At 65.8% G+C, this 15,451-nt stretch carries 14 protein-coding genes; 7 read left to right on the top strand and 7 right to left on the bottom strand.

Translation table 11 applies throughout. The features are described 5' to 3' along the window. Positions 1–27: 27 nt before the first annotated feature. Both V5G24_RS06670 and mctP read left to right on the top strand, forming a co-directional pair. Positions 28–195, top strand: a complete 168-nt coding sequence (locus V5G24_RS06670) for a DUF3311 domain-containing protein (RefSeq protein WP_394071086.1) — start codon at positions 28–30, stop codon at positions 193–195. Beyond that, positions 192–1,679: a monocarboxylate uptake permease MctP gene (gene mctP / locus V5G24_RS06665; RefSeq protein ID WP_394085407.1), complete on the top strand. Its 1,488-nt coding sequence runs from the start codon at positions 192–194 to the stop codon at positions 1,677–1,679. Before V5G24_RS06670 ends, mctP begins: the two co-directional genes overlap by 4 nt. Before the next feature lie 77 nt (positions 1,680–1,756). On the opposite strand, the gene V5G24_RS06660 is transcribed toward mctP, so the two are convergent. From V5G24_RS06660 to V5G24_RS06630, 7 genes are all read right to left on the bottom strand, one after another. Continuing rightward, positions 1,757–2,842 carry a linear amide C-N hydrolase gene (locus tag V5G24_RS06660; RefSeq protein WP_394085406.1) on the bottom strand — a complete coding sequence of 362 codons (1,086 nt, stop codon included), beginning with the start codon at positions 2,840–2,842 and terminating at the stop codon, positions 1,757–1,759. Positions 2,843–2,973: 131 nt separating this feature from the next. Beyond that, complete coding sequence (gene trpA / locus V5G24_RS06655; protein WP_394085405.1) at positions 2,974–3,813, bottom strand: tryptophan synthase subunit alpha; 840 nt, start codon at positions 3,811–3,813, stop codon at positions 2,974–2,976. Positions 3,814–3,880: 67 nt separating this feature from the next. Beyond that, positions 3,881–4,234 carry a hypothetical protein gene (locus V5G24_RS06650; RefSeq protein WP_394085403.1) on the bottom strand — a complete coding sequence of 118 codons (354 nt, stop codon included), beginning with the start codon at positions 4,232–4,234 and terminating at the stop codon, positions 3,881–3,883. Further along, positions 4,231–5,442 carry a tryptophan synthase subunit beta gene (gene trpB, locus V5G24_RS06645; RefSeq protein ID WP_394085402.1) on the bottom strand — a complete coding sequence of 404 codons (1,212 nt, stop codon included), beginning with the start codon at positions 5,440–5,442 and terminating at the stop codon, positions 4,231–4,233. The genes V5G24_RS06650 and trpB overlap by 4 nt, the downstream gene beginning before the upstream one ends. After that, a complete protein-coding gene (locus tag V5G24_RS06640) occupies positions 5,439–6,143 on the bottom strand; it encodes a phosphoribosylanthranilate isomerase (protein ID WP_394085401.1) in 705 nt (234 codons plus the stop codon). The genes trpB and V5G24_RS06640 overlap by 4 nt, the downstream gene beginning before the upstream one ends. 52 nt (positions 6,144–6,195) lie before the next feature. Beyond that, on the bottom strand, positions 6,196–7,179 hold the full coding sequence (locus V5G24_RS06635; protein ID WP_394085484.1) for a complex I NDUFA9 subunit family protein: 984 nt from the start codon (positions 7,177–7,179) through the stop codon (positions 6,196–6,198). Between the two features lie 185 nt (positions 7,180–7,364). After that, on the bottom strand, positions 7,365–7,754 hold the full coding sequence (locus V5G24_RS06630; protein WP_394085400.1) for a hypothetical protein: 390 nt from the start codon (positions 7,752–7,754) through the stop codon (positions 7,365–7,367). A gap of 340 nt (positions 7,755–8,094) precedes the next feature. Here V5G24_RS06630 and rpsT point away from each other — a divergent pair, with 340 nt between their 5' ends. The 5 genes from rpsT (at position 8,095) to V5G24_RS06605 (ending at position 14,563) form a co-directional block, all read left to right on the top strand. Next, positions 8,095–8,361: a 30S ribosomal protein S20 gene (rpsT, locus tag V5G24_RS06625; RefSeq protein WP_394085398.1), complete on the top strand. Its 267-nt coding sequence runs from the start codon at positions 8,095–8,097 to the stop codon at positions 8,359–8,361. Between the two features lie 1,194 nt (positions 8,362–9,555). Further along, positions 9,556–10,977 (top strand): chromosomal replication initiator protein DnaA, encoded by a 1,422-nt coding sequence (gene dnaA, locus V5G24_RS06620; protein WP_394085483.1) that lies wholly within the window; start codon positions 9,556–9,558, stop codon positions 10,975–10,977. 311 nt (positions 10,978–11,288) lie between these two features. Further along, complete coding sequence (gene dnaN / locus V5G24_RS06615) at positions 11,289–12,413, top strand: DNA polymerase III subunit beta (RefSeq protein WP_394085397.1); 1,125 nt, start codon at positions 11,289–11,291, stop codon at positions 12,411–12,413. 178 nt (positions 12,414–12,591) lie between these two features. After that, a complete protein-coding gene (gene recF, locus V5G24_RS06610) occupies positions 12,592–13,773 on the top strand; it encodes a DNA replication/repair protein RecF (protein WP_394085396.1) in 1,182 nt (393 codons plus the stop codon). A gap of 136 nt (positions 13,774–13,909) precedes the next feature. Beyond that, the gene (locus tag V5G24_RS06605; protein WP_394085394.1) at positions 13,910–14,563 is read left to right on the top strand and encodes a L,D-transpeptidase; all 654 of its coding nucleotides are present in this window, start codon (positions 13,910–13,912) and stop codon (positions 14,561–14,563) included. Positions 14,564–15,451: the final 888 nt, after the last annotated feature.

Here is a 15,451-nt window from a genome sequence, read left to right as displayed (position 1 = left end):
GACTAACCTTCGGAAGGTTTCCCTAAGGTGCGACTCCTCCTGCTCTTGCCCTTCCTGGGGCTGCTATGGGTGCCGTTCTATAATGAACGCCTACCCGAGTTGTTCGGCTTCCCGTTTTTCTATTGGTATCAGCTCGCCTGGGTGCCGCTGACCTCCCTTTTGACCTTCGTGGTTTATAAGGCGACCAAGGAATGATCGGCGCCATAGATTGGACCGCGCTGTCGGTCTTCCTGTTCTTTTTTGTGCTGGTCACCGTGATGGGCTTCGTCGCCTCGCGCTGGAAGGCCGCCGATAACCATGCCAAGCTCGACGAATGGGGCCTCGGCGGGCGCCAGTTCGGGGTCTGGATCACCTGGTTCCTGGTGGGCGGCGACTTCTATACCGCCTACACCGTCATCGCCGTACCGGCGCTGGTGTATGCGGTGGGGGCCTACGGCTTCTTCGCCCTGCCCTACACGATCATCGTCTATCCCTTCATTTTCCTCGTCATGCCGAAGCTGTGGAAGGTCGCCCATGCCAGCGGCCATGTGACGGCGGCGGACGTGGTGCACGGCATGTATGGCAGCCGGGCGCTGGAGCTGGTGGTCGCGCTCACCGGCCTCATCGCCACCATGCCCTACATCGCGCTTCAGCTCGTGGGCATGCAGGCGGTGATCTCGGCCATGGGGCTGACCGGGGAATTCCCCATCATCGCGGCCTTCCTGATCCTCGCGCTCTATACCTATTCGGCCGGCCTGCGGGCACCGGCCCTGATCGCCTTCGTCAAGGACATCATGATCTATGTGGTGGTCCTGGTGGCGGTGGTGCTGGTGCCGATGGTGCTCGGCGGCTATGGCGCCGTGTTCCACGCGGCGGACCTCGCCTTCCAGGCCAAGGGCGGCGCCACCGGCCTCACTCTCCAGCCGCAGCAGATGCTGCCTTATGCGACGCTCGCGCTCGGCTCGGCGCTCGCCGCCTTCATGTATCCCCACACGCTCACGGGCGTGTTCGCCGCCAAGAGCGGGGATATTATCCGAAAGAACGCGATCCTGCTGCCCGCCTATACGGTGCTGCTGGGGCTTATCGCTTTGCTCGGCTACATGGCGCACGCGGCCGGTGTGAAGGTAACGAGCCCCACCGACGTGGTGCCGATGCTGTTCAAGACCCTGTTTCCGAGCTGGTTCGCCGGCTTCGCCTTCGCCGCCATCGGCATCGGCGCGCTGGTGCCGGCGGCGGTGATGTCCATCGGCGCGTCCAATCTGTTCACCCGCAACGTGTGGAAGGCCTATGTGAACCCGGCGGTCACCGACGCGGGCGAAGCGCAGGTGGCGAAGATCGTGTCGCTGGTGGTGAAGGTGGGCGCGCTCGCCTGCATCATCTTCCTGCCCACCAAATTCGCCATCGACCTGCAATTGCTGGGCGGCCTCTGGATCCTCCAGACCTTCCCGGCGGTGGTGTTCGGCCTGTTCACCCGCTGGTTCCGCGCCGGCGCTCTCCTTGCCGGCTGGGTGGTGGGCATCGGCGGCGGATCGTTCATCGTCTTCTCGGACGGGCTGGTGCCGGTGCACCGGCTGATCCTCGGGGGCGAGTCGTACACGATCTATGTCGGGCTGCTGGCGCTGGTCGCCAATCTGGTGGTGGCGGCTCTCGGCACGGCGCTGCTGGATCTGCTTGCGCCCCGCCGCATGGCGCGCGCCTGAGGGGCCGCCGGCGGTCGAGAGCCGCCGGCGTCGCGAAAGGGCCAGGGCTGGGAGCCATTCCGGCCCTACGGCGAGGCCTATGGCTTCCCCGGCAGGAAGGTGAAGGCCGGCGCCGCTTCGAACTGCGCCGCCGCATTGCCCGAATAGACCTTGCCGCCTTCCAGAATGAGCTTCTTCACTGGCGCACCCTCCTTGAGGTCGAGGTCGGCGAGCGGCACCCAGAAGGCGTTGGGACTGGTGGAGGAATCGAAGAAATAGACCTTGTTCTTCTGGTCCGCGACGCTGCGCCAGAGGGAGGAGGAGATGTTCGGCTGGTTTGGCGTGGTGATGCCGAGCGGCACGCCGACGCTGCGCATCACCCCGAGCACGCTGAGCGCCGCCTGATTGGCATAGCTCTGCCCCGGCACCGCCGAAATGAAGCGCGGATCGGCCTGCTTCGGCACCGCATGGATCAGGAACGAGGCGCGGGCGAAGCGATCCGACGCGCGGTTCGTGCCGGGCAGGAAGGTCAGCCCGCCGATCTCTTCCCAATAGGTGTTGAGCGCCAATTGCTGGTCGAAAATCGGCGAATTGGTCATCACCTGATATTGCTTGCCATGGTGGATGACGAGCTTGCCGCCGATATATTCCAGGATCGCGGAATCGCCGCTGGCGTCGGAAAGCGCAAGGTGAAGCTGCGCAGGGGACCCGTTCGGGAGCACCGGCGCGATGATGCGGAACGGCTCCTTCTCCAGCGCTGCCACGGCTTCTGAGACCGAGCCGAACATGTCGAGCACATATTGCGCCCAGACCGAAATCGACATGGGCGGCTTGCCGGTGTCGCCGCCATAGTCGGATTCATCGAGATAGAGCAGGTTCACCACCAGCCCGGCCTCGTTGATGCCGTCGGCGGTGCCGACATCATAGCCCGAGGCGATGAGGCTACCGTATTTCGAGACCCATTTCGGCGCCGTCGGCCCGGCAGCGCCGTCGCGCGCCATGCCTTTCGGGAAAGCCCACAGATTGGTGCGCATGTCCTCCGCCCAATCCATCGAGCGGCCGGTGATGACGAGGCCGTCAGCGCCGGTATAAAGCGCGCGGGTGCAGGCGGCGGCCGGATTTGCCGCCAGAAGCGTGCCGGCGAGCAAGGCGGCGATGAAACGGGTGACGCGCGAACCGGGCATGTCCATCCTCCCATGACGATGGAAGGAAGCATGAACCGCCCGGCGCGCGCCGCCATGAGGCGGATCAAGAGCGCCGCGCTTCACGCGCCTCGCGTGCCGTCACGCGCCCGCGGCCGGGGCGGCCCGGCCTATTATTCCGCCGCTTGGCGAGCAACGCCGCGCACCGCCGCGGCGAGATCGCGCACCAGGGTTTCCACATCCGTCACCGTACGGGGCGTCGCCGCGCCAGCCTCATCCAGCGAGGCGCGCACGACATCCACCAGGGCCGAACCGACGACGACGGCATCGGCGCCGGCTGCGATGGCTGCCGCCTGGGCCGGGGTTTTCACGCCGAAGCCGACCGCCACCGGCAGATCCGTATGCCCCTTGATGCGCGCCACGGCGGCCGACACCAGATCGGCGTCAGGCGTCGCGGAACCGGTGATGCCGGTGATCGAGACGTAATAGACAAAGCCCGCCGTATGGGCGAGCACCGCCGGCAAGCGCTTGTCGTCGGTGGTCGGCGTGGCGAGGCGGATGAAATCGAGCCCGGCGGCAAGCGCGGGCAGGCACAATTCGTCGTCCTCTTCCGGCGGCAAGTCGACCACGATGAGGCCGTCCACGCCGGCATCCTTCGCATCCGCCAGGAAGCGCGGGACGCCATAAATATAGATCGGGTTGTAATAGCCCATCAGCACGATCGGCGTCGCGCCGTCGCCGCCGCGGAAGGCACGGACCATGCCCAGCGTCTTCGCCAGCGTCTGCCCGCCCTTGAGCGCGCGCAGGCCGGCGGCCTGGATCGCCGGGCCGTCCGCCATGGGATCTGTGAACGGCACGCCCAGTTCGATCACATCGGCGCCGGCCGCGGGCAAGGCCTTGAGAATCGCCAAAGAGGTCGCGGCATCGGGATCGCCCGCCGTGATGAAAGTGACAAGGCCGGGACGGCCTTCGGCGGCGAGGGCAGCGAAACGGGCGGTGATGCGGGTGGTCATGATGCGTCTTTTGTTCGTCCCCCGCGAAGGGGGCCGGCCGCACGCGGCCGGGGAAAATGAGACCCGCTCAGTTCGGGCTGGTGATGGCGCAGGTCGCCGATACGGCGCTGGTGGCGCCCATCAGGCGCACCTGATCCGCCCCCGTGATGCCGGGGAAGGTGGAAAACAGCGTCGTGGACGAGGTGCCGAGCTTTTTCTTGCTCTTGGAGAAGAAATCGCAGGTCACCACGATCTGGCTCAGCATCAAGGTGCCGGTGTTGGCCACCTGCACGCTGATGAAGGCGCCGGTCGGATCGGTGATCACCGAACCCGTGGTCAGGGAGAGGCCGGCCGGCGCCGCACTTGCGGGCAAAACGGCCGGAACGGCGAAAGAGAGCGGAAGAGCGAGGCCCAGAGCCGCGCAAGCAGATGCAAATTTCATATCTGGCCCCCCAGAAGCTCTGCCACCGCGAAGATGTCCTTATCTCCACGGCCCGACAGATTGACGATCATGACATGATCCTTCGGCTTGGTGGGCGCGATTTCCATCACCTTGGCGATGGCATGCGCGCATTCCAGCGCCGGGATGATGCCTTCCTGCTTCGACAGCAGCATGAAGCCTTCAAGCGCCTCGGCATCGGTGCAGGGAATATATTTCACCCGGCCGATATCATGCAGCCAGGAATGCTCCGGCCCAATTCCGGGATAATCCAGGCCGGCCGAGATGGAGTGCGCATCCTTGATCTGCCCGTCGTCGTCCATCAGCAGATAGGTGCGATTTCCGTGCAGCACGCCCGGCCGACCGCCGATGATGGCGGCCGCATGCTGGCCGCTGGAAATCCCGTGGCCCGCGGCCTCGACGCCGAAAATCTCCACATCGGGATCATCCAGGAAGGCGTGGAACAGGCCGATGGCGTTGGAGCCGCCGCCCACCGCCGCGACCAGGGAATCCGGCAGGCGGCCTTCCATCTCCTGGATCTGGGCGCGCGCCTCGGTGCCGATGATCGACTGGAAGTCGCGCACCATGGCCGGATAGGGGTGGGGACCGGCGACCGTGCCGATGCAATAGAAGGTGTCGTGCACATTGGTCACCCAATCGCGCAGCGCCTCGTTCATGGCATCCTTCAACGTGCGCGTGCCGGACTGCACCGGCACAACGGTGGCGCCCAGCATGTTCATGCGGAACACGTTCGGCTTCTGCCGCTCGACATCCACCGCGCCCATATAGACCACACACTCCAGGCCGAAGCGGGCGCACAGCGTCGCGGTCGCGACTCCGTGCTGGCCGGCGCCGGTCTCGGCGATGATGCGCTTCTTGCCCATGCGGCGGGCGAGCAGGATCTGGCCGAGGACGTTGTTCACCTTGTGGGAGCCGGTGTGGTTCAGCTCCTCGCGCTTGAGATAGATTTTCGCGCCGCCGAGATGCGCGGTGAGGCGCTCGGCAAAATACAGCGGCGAGGGACGCCCGACATAATGGGTGAGATAGCCGTCCATCTCGCTCTTGAAGGAGGGATCGACCTTGGCGGCCTCATAGGCGGCCTGAAGCTCCAGCACCGCGGGCATGAGGGTCTCGGCAACGAAACGGCCGCCATGGATGCCGAAATGACCGCGCTCGTCCGGGCCGGTGCGATAGGAATTCAACGCAGTCACTTGGCTTGGCTTTCCACCCTGGAGGCAAGGGACGCCGCGCGCGCGGCGCGGACGAAGGCAAAGATCTTTTCCGTCGATTTCACGCCCGGCGCGCTTTCAACACCGGAGGAGACATCGACGCCGTCGACCCGCACGCGGGCAATCGCCTGCGCCACATTGTCCGGGTCCAGACCACCCGAAAGCATGATCGGGCGACCGGGGTCAAGGCCGTCGAGCACAGACCAGTCGAACACCCGCCCGTTGCCGCCGGGCAAAAGATCGTCCGGGGCGGGCTTAGCATCGAACAGCAGACGGTCGGATACGGCCGCATAGGCGGGGACGACGTCGAGATCGGCGGCGCGCGCGATGGAGAGCGCCTTCATCACCGGCAGGCCGAAGCGCGCGCGGATCGCCGCCACCCGCTCGGCCGTCTCGCGGCCGTGCAATTGCAGGATATCCGGCTTCACCGCTTCAAGAATATCGCCCAGCAAGGCGTCGTCCGGGTCCACCAGCAGCGCCACCTTAAGCGCCCGGCCATTGACCTGGGCGGAGAGCGCGGCGGCATCGGACAGATGGAGATGGCGCGGGCTTTTGGCGAAATGCACGAAGCCCACGAGATCGGCACCGGCCTCCAGCGTCGCGTCGAGGGCGGCGGCGCTGTTGACGCCGCAGATCTTCACCTCGATGCCCGGCCTGGACCCACCCGCAACCAACGCGCCCATGTCACCACCGTCGGGCGCGGCGCGCCGCACCTTGTCCCGTTTCAGATCCGCCTCAGGTCTCGATGCGGGTGAACTGTCCCGCCTTGCGGAATCGCCAAAGATAGCTCGGCAGCACGCTCGCCATGGCGGCGGGCAGGATGCCGAGATCCTGGATGGCGCGATGTTCCGCGACGGCGGCGTCCGAGACCACATTGTCGAAATGCAGCATCGCCACCTGATCGCGGGTCAGCAAGGAGCTGCCACCCGGGATCCAGCCGAGCACGCGGGCCATCAGGTCCGCCACGCCGAACGGCAGGTCCATCAGGATGCGATGGCTGCCGATTTCTCGCAGCAGCAATTCCATCAGCTCGCGGAAGGTGCGCACTTCCGGCCCGCCGAGTTCATAAATGGTGGCAGATTTCGCCTTGCCATCCACCGCCCGCTCGACGGCGGCGGCCACATCGGCCACGAACACCGGCTGGAAGCGCGTCTTGCCGCCGCCGATCAAAGGCAAGGCGAAGGCGAACCGCGTCATGGCGGCAAAGCGGTTGAAGAAATCGTCTTCCGGGCCGAACAGCAGCGACGGGCGCAGGATGATGCTGTCCGGCACGGCGGCGCGCACCGCCTCCTCGCCCAGCCCCTTGGTGCGGGCATAAGCGGCGGCCGCGGTCGAATCGGCGCCGATGGCCGAGACATGCACCACCCGCGCGCCCATTTCGGCGGCGGAGGTGGCGATGGCGCGGGCGCCATAGACATGCACCGCGTCGAAGCTCTGGCGGCCGCGCGCGGCGAGGACGCCGACAAGATTCACCACGAAGTCGGACCCCTGCACGGCCCGACGCACCGAATCGGCGAAGCGCACATTGGCCTGCACCAGCTGGATCTGGCCCACATAGCCATAAGGAAGCAGGAAATTCGCAAGATCGGGCCGCCGCACGGCCACGCGGATGCGATAGCCGCGGCGCGCCAGGGCGCGCACAACATAACGGCCGAGAAAGCCGGAACCGCCGAACACCGTCACCAAGCTGTCCGTCACGGGCCGATCGGCCACCGTCACTTCGCTCATGCCCTATTCCTCCGGCTCGCGCGCACGCGGCGACCTGCTCTATAGGTTTGTGCGTGACATACGCGATTGCGCGGGGCGTCGTCCAGTTGCCTCGGCGTCGCGGGACAGTTCGTCCACCCTCAGGCGCGGACCGCCGGTTTGGACGCTCCGCGCAAAAGGATTCGGACCGGCGCGCGTCAGGCCGGTGACTTGGGAGCCTTGGCGGCAGCGACGAGGGCGGCCACCTTGGCCTCGATGTCGTTGATGTTCTGGGTGAAGGCCAGCGGATCGAGCGCGGAACGCTGGAGGTCCACCGCCCAATTGGGATTTTGCAGCGTGAAGGTGGTGAAGGCGGAAGCGGCGCCGCTCCTGCTCAACACGTGGTCCGCAACCCGAGCGGGAATCGCTTCCTCGATGAAGAAGTCCAGGCCCGGATGAGTTTTCGCGAAGGCAACGAAGGCATCGGAGAGCGCGGTATATTGGTTGTCCTTCAGCAGAGCGTTCAGCGTCACGAGGAAATCCGATACGGCGGTCTCCGGCGGATGCTTGCGCGGCGGGATATTGGCAGCGGTACTGGATGCAACCATGGTGATTCCTCCGAAACGGTTTCGTGCGGCGGCGCGGGCGGGCGCGGTCCGCGGTCCCGCCCACGCTCCGCGCCCGTATTTTGTAGACCAAGCCCGCCGACGCAAGCCTCACAGCGCGTATTGAAGGGAAAGATCCGACGCGGCTGCATTTAATTGGATCAAATCGGCGCGGCTTGGGCGCCGCCGGCGCATCTGGAGTTGACTGCTGGCCATCCTCCTCCTATAAGCGCCGACACTTCGCTGGCGACCGAGGTTGCCGGCGTGTTCAGCCATTCAGACGCAGCGCAAACGGGCCGCATTGGCCATGGTTTGCGTGCGATAACGTGATAGAGGACGGCCGATGGCCAATACGCCCTCCGCCAAAAAGGCGGCGCGGAAGATCGAGCGTCGCACTGAGGTTAACCGGAACCGCCGTTCGCGCGTCCGCACCTTTTTGCGCAAGCTGGAAGATGCCCTCGCCACCGGCGACGCGACGGCCGCCAGCGCGGCTTTCAAGGTCGCCGAGCCCGAGATCATGCGGGCGGTGACCAAGGGTGTTCTTCACAAGAATACCGCTTCCCGCAAGGTTTCCCGCCTCGCGGCCCGCGTCAGCAAGCTGAGCGCGTGATGTGAGCTGAAGATCGCGGCGCACGTTGCGCCGCGCCGAAGCTTAGCAATAGAATGGCCCGGCATTGCCGGGCTTTTTTATTTTAAAGCTGCGCCGAAAGGGCGGACGCGGATCCCCGCTGCGGGTCCGCCGCCCGCCAGCCCTCCTCGCCCCCGAGGCGGGCTTGCCGGTACGGCATCGGAACCATATTCCCGCCTTAGCCGGCGAACACCCGCCGGCGATTTTTCCGCCAAAAAGCCCGTGATTCTCGTCCCGGCCGGCGCCTAGCCGTTAACCGGCGCGAGGTCAAGTCGAAGCCCATCCATACGAAGTTCGTCCACGCCTTCTGACCGATCAGGAAAAACTCATGAAGCTTAACGGGTTATGGGCCAAGGCGAGAAGTACCTCTACGGGAGGTCGGAATAGAGGTATCAAAATACTTCTTGATTTGAATCCTAGGACCGCCTCCTGAACCGTTAAGGATTGCGAATCTCGCAGTCGAGTCAGAGGTTTGCCGGCTGAACTAAAGCGGCGGGAGAAATGTGTTTGTCACCCGATTTCCACCGGATTGGGGTGCGACCGGGAAAGCCGTTGCACCCTCCCCATGCCCTGTGTATGTTCAATCTCACCTCTGAGGGACATCCCGAGGAAATCATCAATAGAGCAGCAGTTTCACGACTCTTCGTGGATGGAGGGAGGGTGTATTATGTGCGTTAGCGTCTCACCTCCCCTCCCGCGCTGCGTGTACATTTCACCTGCGTATTGTTCCGGTTTTTGGGATAGTCTGTCTTTGATCCTTTGATTGATCCAGGACAGAGAAATAAACAAAAAACTATTCTATCTATTGGAGAACCGGCGAACGTTTTGTTCGACGGCGAATGGGGCGGCCATGACTTCTCTCTCAGGCGCTAGACCTAGCGAAGACGCACTGCATTTTCGTCGCGAACAGGCCTTCGGGACCGTCGGCCGCGACCGGGATGAGCGGCTTCGTGATCGCGCCGTCGAGGACCCCGCCCGCCGGGCGCCCTCGTGACGAAAATGCGGGCTTAAGCCCACTTTCGTCGCTACACCTTCACCTTCTCATTCACTTGGACTAGGAGACGCGCCGTCACCGGCGCGAACGCTCTCCGCGTCGCAACCAGGGACCCGCCCCGGGCGGGAAAGACCCTCATGTTGAAACCGGAAACCGTGGACGTCGCGCAGTTTCGCCCCACCATGACCGCTCCGTCGGCAGCGGATTTCTGCGCGCAGCAATGGGACCGGGTTCGCCAGCGCCTGCGTGAGGAGATCGGCGAGGAATCGTACACCAGCTGGTTCGCCCGCATCGAGCTGGACCGCATCGCGGACCGCGTGCATCTCTCCGTGCCCACGCGCTTCCTGAAGGCCTGGATCCAGGATCATTATGTCGAGCGCCTCGCCGAGCTGTGGCAGGAGGAGAGCGGCACCGCGCGCAAGGTGGATCTGTCCGTGCGCTCCGCCGTCGCCCGCGCCATTCCGCTGAAAGCCGCCAATGAGCATCGCGAAGTCGTGGTCGAGCGCGCCGCCGAGCCGCGCCCCCAGACTGTCGCCGCTTCCGCCATGCCCGCCGACGTGGGCGCGGGCTCGCCGCTCGACGCCCGCCTCACGTTTGAGACCTTCGTGCTCGGCAAGTCCAACACGCTCGCCCATGCCGCCGCCCGTCAGGTGGCGGAGGCCGTGCCCGGGGCCGGGCCGATCTTCAACCCGCTCTATCTTCACGCGGCCGTCGGCCTCGGCAAGACGCACCTGCTTCAGGCGGTGGCCTGGGCCGGCGCGAGCCGCGGGCGGCGCGTGGTCTATCTCACCGCCGAGCGCTTCATGTACGGCTTCGTCGCCGCGCTGAAGACCCATGCCGCCATCGCCTTCAAGGATGCGCTGCGGTCCATCGACACGCTGGTGATCGACGACCTGCAATTCCTCACCGGCAAGAACATGCAGCAGGAATTCTGCCACACGCTCAACGCCCTGATGGATGCCGGGCGGCAAGTCGTCGTGGCTGCCGACCGTCCGCCGTCGGAGCTCGACGCGCTCGACGACCGGGTGCGCTCGCGCCTTGCCGGTGGCCTCGTGGTGGAACTCGGCCAACTGGAAGAGGACCTGCGCCTTCAGATCCTCAAGACCCGGTCCTCGGCCCTCGCCGAGCAGCATCGCGGCTTCTCGGTTCCCGCCAATGTCCTGGAACTGCTGGCCCGCACGGTCGGCCAGAGCGGGCGCGATCTGGATGGCGCGCTGAACAAACTGCTCGCCTTCAACAAGCTCACCGGCGAGCCGGTGACCATGGAAATGGCCGAGAACGCCGTTCGCGACCTCGTGCGCCCATGCGATCCCAAGCGCGTGCGGGTGGACGAGATTCTGCGCGTCGTGGCCAAGCATTATAACGTCTCGCGCGCCGATCTGCTGTCCCAGCGCCGCACCGCCAATGTGGTTAAGCCGCGCCAGATCGCCATGTATCTGGCCAAGACGCTGACCCTGCGCTCCCTACCGGAAATCGGCCGCCGCTTCGGCGGGCGCGATCACACCACGGTTCTGCATGCAGTGCGCAAGATCGACGGCCTGATCGCCACCGACCGGGCACTCGCGGAGGAGATCGAGGCGCTGAAGAAGCTCGTCAACGAGTGAAAGTTCTTGGGCCGGGGATGCCCCCTGCCCTCGCCCCTGCCCTTTGCCGCCGCGTCTGATCGAGCGCGGAAAAGCCGATCCGTGCGCCTGAAACGAGGCCGCACGGGGGCGCGAGGGGCGCGCTACGCGGGAATTGCCCGCCTTCCACGTCGGCAACGGGGAAAAAGCGGCCAGATGCCCTTGCTTTGGTGCAGCGCGGGCGGCAATGTCTGCGGCCCACGGGTTCGTTGTGAACGATCCGGTCGCGGGCCGCACTGGCGCCAGCCAGGGCGTGCTTAGTTTCCCCGCACGAGAGTTACGGGTCCGGGCCAATGAAGGTCACCGTCGAACGCGCCGAGCTTCTGAAGTCGCTCAGCCACGTCCATCGCGTCGTCGAACGCCGCAACACCATTCCGATTCTCGCCAATGTGCTCATCCGCACCGGCGCGTCGGGACTGGAGCTGAAGGCCACCGACCTCGATCTGGAAGTCGTTGAAACCGTCCCGGCCCAGGTGGACCAGGAGGGGGCCACCACCGTGCCGGCCCACGTCGTCTACGACATCGTGCGCAAGCTGCCCGAGGGCGCGCAGGTGCTGCTGGAATCCAGCGGCGACCGCGGCACCCTGGCGGTGCGCGCCGGCCGCGCCCGCTTCACCCTGCAAACCCTGCCGCAGGAAGATTTCCCCGATCTCGCCGCGGGCGAATTCACCCATGCCTTCAAGCTGAAGGGGGCGGAATTCCGCCGCCTGGTGGACAAGACCCAGTTCGCCATCTCCACCGAGGAGACGCGCTATTATCTGAACGGCATCTTCCTGCACGTGGCCGAGGCCAAGGGCGCCGGCAAGGCGACCCTGCGCGCGGTCGCGACCGACGGGCACCGCCTCGCCCAGGCCGAGCTTGAGGCGCCCGAGGGCGCGGCCGGCATGCCCGGCATCATCGTGCCCCGCAAGACGGTCGCCGAGGTGCAGAAGCTGCTGGAGGACAAGGACGCGGAAGTCACCGTCTCGCTCTCCACCACCAAGATCCGGGTGGCGGTGGGCGCCATCGTTCTGACCTCCAAGCTGATCGACGGCACCTTCCCGGATTACAACCGCGTCATCCCGGCCGGCAACGACAAGGTGCTGCTGGTGGACAAGGCGGATTTCGCCGCCGCCGTGGACCGCGTGTCCACCGTGTCGAGTGAGCGCGGCCGCGCGGTGAAGCTCTCGCTCACCGACGGCAAGCTGGTACTCTCCGTGACCAATCCGGATTCCGGCAGCGCCACCGAGGAACTCGAGGTGGATTATGCCGCCGAGCCGCTCGATATCGGCTTCAACAGCCGCTACCTGCTCGACATCACCGCCCAGCTCGAAGGTGACACGGCCGAGTTGAAGCTCGCCGATTCCGGCTCGCCCACGCTGGTGCGCGACAGCACCAAGAGCGATGCGCTCTACGTGCTCATGCCCATGCGGGTGTGAACCGAGGCGGGTGCGATTCAAAACAAGGCGGAGCGCGCCGTTCCCCCTGCCCCGCCCCCGCCCTTCGCCGTGGTGCCGTTTACTCCAGCGACCCTTGCGTCCGGCGCCCCTTGCGTCCGGCGCGGCGAGGACCATGTTCAGGTTTCCGCCCGCCGTTCCTCAACCGACTTGAGATCGCATGACCCGCGCGCCTGATGCCGCGTCCGGCGCCGCCGCTCCCGCCCTTTCACGAACCGGGCCGCGCGCTCTGGTCCGCAAGTTGATTCTCACCCGCTTCCGCTCCTATGGCTCCGCCCAGCTCAGCGTGGATCAAGGCCCCATCGTCCTCTCTGGCCCCAATGGCGCAGGCAAGACCAATCTTTTGGAGGCCATCTCCCTGCTGTCGCCGGGGCGCGGCCTGCGGCGCGCGGCGCTCGATACGGTTGCGCAGCATCCGGGCGATGGCTCCTGGGCCGTCGCGGCCGAGATCGAGGGCATCTGCGGCCCGGCGCATCTCGGCACCGGAATGGATGCAGGTGCGGGCGGCGCGCGCCGCTGCCGCATCGAGCGCGAAAGCGTAACCTCCGCCACCGCCTTCCTCGATCATCTCAAGGTGGTCTGGCTGACCCCGGATATGGACGGCCTGTTCATCGGTCCGCCCTCCGACCGGCGCCGGTTCCTCGATCGGCTGGTGCTGGCCGTGGACGGTACACACGGTACGCGAGTGAACGCATTGGAACGCGCGTTGCGCGCGCGTAATCGCCTACTGGAGGAAGGCGGCACCGCGCGCTTCCTCGACGCAGTTGAACGCGAATTGGCGGAGCTGGCCATTGCGGTTGCCGCCGCGCGGCTTGAGACCGTCGCCCGCCTCGCCGCCGAGATCGCCGCGGACCGCGACACCTCATCGCCCTTTCCGCTTGCGGCGATCGCCCTAGACGGAAACGTGGAACGCATGCTGTCCGATGCGCCGGCCTTGCGGGTGGAAGACAGCTACCGCGCACTTTTGCGTGACAGCCGGCCCCGCGACCGGGCGGCCGGCCGCACCCTGGAAGGGCCGCATCTGAGCGACCTCACGGTGGCGCATGCGGAAAAGGCGCTGCCTGCGGCGCGCTGCTCCACCGGCGAACAAAAGTCCCTGCTGATCGGCCTCGCCTTGTCCCACGCGCGCCTGGTCGCTTCCATGCAAGGCCTTGCGCCTATTGTGCTTCTGGACGATGTGGCGGCCTATCTCGACGCCGAGCGGCGGCTCGGCCTATTCGCCGCGCTGGCCCGGCTCGGGGCGCAGGTCTGGATGACGGGGGCGGATCCGAGCGTGTTCGCAGGGCTTGACGGGGCGCGGCGCTTCACCGTCAGCCCCGGCTCTGTCGTTGCGGAAGATTGACACGCCGCGCGCCCTCCCGGGACGAGCTTTTCGCAGGCGGGCCGTGCTTTTTCCCTCTGTGTGGCGCGTTCGCCACCCGTCGCGAATCCGCGCATGCTACCCAAGTGGACATGATTCGCAGCAGCTTCGGGGACCCATGCCCAGCGAAAGCCTTCCCACCGCCGTTCTGAGCCGGCGGCTCTTCGTTCTCGGCACACCGCTGTTCCTAGCGGCTTGCGTCACCGATAATAGCGGTGCCCCCTCCACGGCGGCGCTTTCAATGTACGGCCCGGTTCCTGGCGAGCCGTTCGAGGTGGATGCGGTGGACGTGTCGGAGATCGACCCGATCTACCTGCGCCAGATCGTCGACTATCCCACCAAATATCCGCCCGGCACCATCGTCGTCGATATCGAGAACAAGTTTCTCTATTTCGTCGAGAAGGGCGGCAAGGCGATCCGCTACGGCGTGGGCGTGGGCAAGCAGGGCTATAGCTATAGCGGCTGGGCGACCATCAAGCGCAAGGAAAAATGGCCGCACTGGACGCCCACGGCGAACATGATCGCGCGCCAGCCGGAACGCTATGGCCCCTATGCCGCCGGCCTGCCGGGCGGCGAGACCAATCCGCTCGGCCCGCGCGCGCTCTATCTCTATGACGGTGACCGCGACACCATGTTCCGCCTGCACGGCACCATCGAGCCGGACAGCATCGGCAAGCAGGTGTCGAGCGGCTGCATCCGCCTGCTCAACCAGGACATCATCGATCTGTACCAGCGCGTTCCGCTGGGCACGCGGGTCTATGTCCAGCGCTGAGACCCGCCGGTTCGCCTGAGGACCACTCCGGGACCCGCGCATTCACTGCGCTCCCGCCCCACTTGCTTGGGGCAGGTCGGAGCGCGGGCCTTCGTGGCCCGACATTTCCATTGATCCAGACCGCCCGTCCGGTGGCGTCATCCGCGCTTTAGCGGCACCCCGCCCGAGCGACCTGCCCGAGCTTGCCGGACCCCCCTCCGCCTGCGCGCGGCGTGAGGCGGACAATTGCGCCGCGAACAATCGCGCGCACCCAACGCGCCGCAAAATTCCCTCTCCCCCATCTGCCCCCTCTTCCGCGCTGGTCGTGCGCGGGTGCGCGGCACCGCACGGGCGTCGATCATCTCGCATCGCCTGCATCGCTGTGCGATCCCGCTGGTCCGGTGAGGCCCCCACGGTCGCCACCCAAAAAAGCTCGATCGGCGCCCGCACCGGCCCACCCCCCCGCTTCGGAGGCATGCAATGGCGTCCCGGCTGACTGGCGATCTTCGTTATTTTTGAGATCATCGTGAAGAATTCGATGTTCAAAATTGGCCCAATGGTGATTATATTAACGTCGCCCATTGATTCACGCTTGCCGGAACGTTCACCGATCCTATCCATCCCGCGCGCAGGATCTTCGCGTACACCTTGTCCCTTCCCGCGCAAGACGCTCCGGTTGTGTACATGCACGAGATCACCAGCGCCCCTTGTGCGGGCCGCCGATAAATTTTCCGGTTCCACACGGACATTGGCGGAGCCGGAAGGGATGCCCAGAGCTGCCGACGTAGGAGGCCGTTCATGTCGATCACCGCCGATCAAAATAGGCCTGCGATACCGTGCACATCACCCGCGCACTAAGATTTCGGAACATCCTGCAACCCGGGATTGCGCCCCTACTCCACGCGGGGG

This window comes from Roseixanthobacter finlandensis, assembly GCF_043195105.2.
Taxonomy (GTDB): Bacteria; Pseudomonadota; Alphaproteobacteria; order Rhizobiales; family Xanthobacteraceae; genus NCEH01.
The sequence above is the reverse complement of the archived record's forward strand: the minus strand, read 5'-3'. Positions and strand labels throughout refer to the sequence as shown.